The organism is Amycolatopsis thailandensis, from assembly GCF_042723255.1.
GTDB lineage: Bacteria > Actinomycetota > Actinomycetes > Mycobacteriales > Pseudonocardiaceae > Amycolatopsis > Amycolatopsis thailandensis.
Genome location: NZ_JBHXJK010000019.1, coordinates 1 through 1,753, shown reverse-complemented (window position 1 = coordinate 1,753; position 1,753 = coordinate 1). Strand labels below are relative to the sequence as shown.

Sequence of the window (1,753 nt, the reverse complement as noted above, 5' to 3'; positions counted from 1 at the left end):
CGGCGATGCGCTATATCTCCCGGGTCGGGTGATCGGGGCCATCGCGCCGTTCACCGCAGGTGAGGGGGGGCGCCAACGGTTGCCCCCCCCCTAACACGCCCGGTCTATCCCACTGCCAGCAATGGTCCCTCATAGCGAGGCATGCAGTCCTTGTCGTAGACCCGAACCGTCAGCTCCGGCGGCTCCCAAGGTCCGAGGTCGACGTCGATGACGAATGTGTGAGCGACGATGTCAGCTGGGTAGACGACGCCGTTCACGTCTGTGATCTCAAGCCGGGGCACACCGGCGTCGACTGCCCCGAACACGCCCGGCCGATATCCCCAGATGGCGAAACCTCTTTCCACTGTATTCATCTGGTGTCCGCGGGTCTGGATCCCGAAGAGCGTGCGGTCTCCAGGTCGGAACCTGCACACCGCCTCCGCGCCCTCGTCGTTGTAGGCGAGCAGCCGCCCGGCTGGTGAACCCGGCCAGAGCCGCGCACCGGCGCGCCAACCAGCATGTGTCACCTCTGCCACTGAGCCCGAGGACTCCGCTTTCCGATACAGGTCGGCGAAGACCGGCAGCTCCCGCGAATATCGCTCCAGCCTGCGCTGACTGTTGCTCGGCAATCCGAACACCGAACCGTGCTCCTTCAGTTATTCGAGTGATCTTCACTCAAGGATGACGCGCTTGAAAGCCGGTCACAGTGGAGTTTTCCTCCAACTTTTACTGCCCTTCGCGGGATTTCGCGTACGCGCTGAATGTGGACGTCGGCAGAATTGGATAGTTGGACGGGCATATCGCGATCGTGGACTCTCGCGGCGGTGGTGGACACGGCTTGGTAACCATTGCGCTACAAGGAGATTGAAGAGGCATTCATGGTCACAGCGCTGTCTTGTTCACTTCTTGTTCAGTTACTGAAAGTCGTCTGTCCACCGTGGATGCATAGAGTTTGGATCTGGATGGAACATTCTTGTTTCACCGATTCGGTGAAACTTTCCCGGTGGAGGAAATGTATGAAGGCCATGCGGTCCGTAGGCGTGTTCGGCATCGTGGTCAGTGTTGGTCTCACACTCGGTGCTTGCGGATCCGACCCGGCGGCGAAGAAGATCGAGGGCACGACCGCGGCGTCCGGCGCCGAGTGTGGTGGGAAGAGCCCGTTGTCAGCGGAGGGTTCGTCCGCGCAGAAACCTGCTGTCGACGTTTTCGTGCAGCAGTACGCCGCCAAGTGCTCCGGCCAGAAGGTGAACTACAACCCCAGCGGTTCGGGGACCGGCATCAAGCAGTTCAACGCGAACCAGGTCGACTTCGCTGGTTCGGACTCGCCTCTCAAGGATGGCGAGGAGGCCGACAAGGCCAAGGCCCGGTGCGCTTCGGACGCGTGGAACCTCCCGCTGGTCATCGGCCCGGTCGCCGTGGCGTACAAGGTCTCCGGTGTGGACAAGCTGACCCTGACCCCTGAGGTGCTCGCGAGGATTTTCAACGGCGGCATCACCAAGTGGAACGACGCGGCCATCAAGGCGGTCAAGGGCAACGAGGCCGTCAACCTGCCGGACAAGCCGATCCAGGTCATCTCCCGTTCTGAGGATTCGGGTACCACTGACAACTTCCAGAAGTACCTGAAGGCGGCCTCGAAGGGCGCCTGGACCCAGGGCGACGGCAAGAAGTTCGCCGGTGGTGTCGGTAACGGTGCCGAGAAGTCCAACGGTGTGGCCAGCGCGGTCAAGGCCACCGACGGCGCGATCACCTACGTCGAGTCCGCGTTCGCGAAGGA

General features: G+C 62.0%; 2 protein-coding genes. One reads left to right on the top strand and one right to left on the bottom strand.

From position 1 onward, the window contains the following. Positions 1 to 104: 104 nt before the first annotated feature. Positions 105 to 617: a hypothetical protein gene (locus ACFWMR_RS10230; protein WP_378378149.1), complete on the bottom strand. Its 513-nt coding sequence runs from the start codon at positions 615 to 617 to the stop codon at positions 105 to 107. A 378-nt stretch (positions 618 to 995) separates the two neighbouring features. Here ACFWMR_RS10230 and pstS point away from each other — a divergent pair. Then, on the top strand, positions 996 to 1,753 hold a 758-nt coding region (gene pstS, locus ACFWMR_RS10225; protein ID WP_378378148.1), incomplete at its 3' end, for a phosphate ABC transporter substrate-binding protein PstS.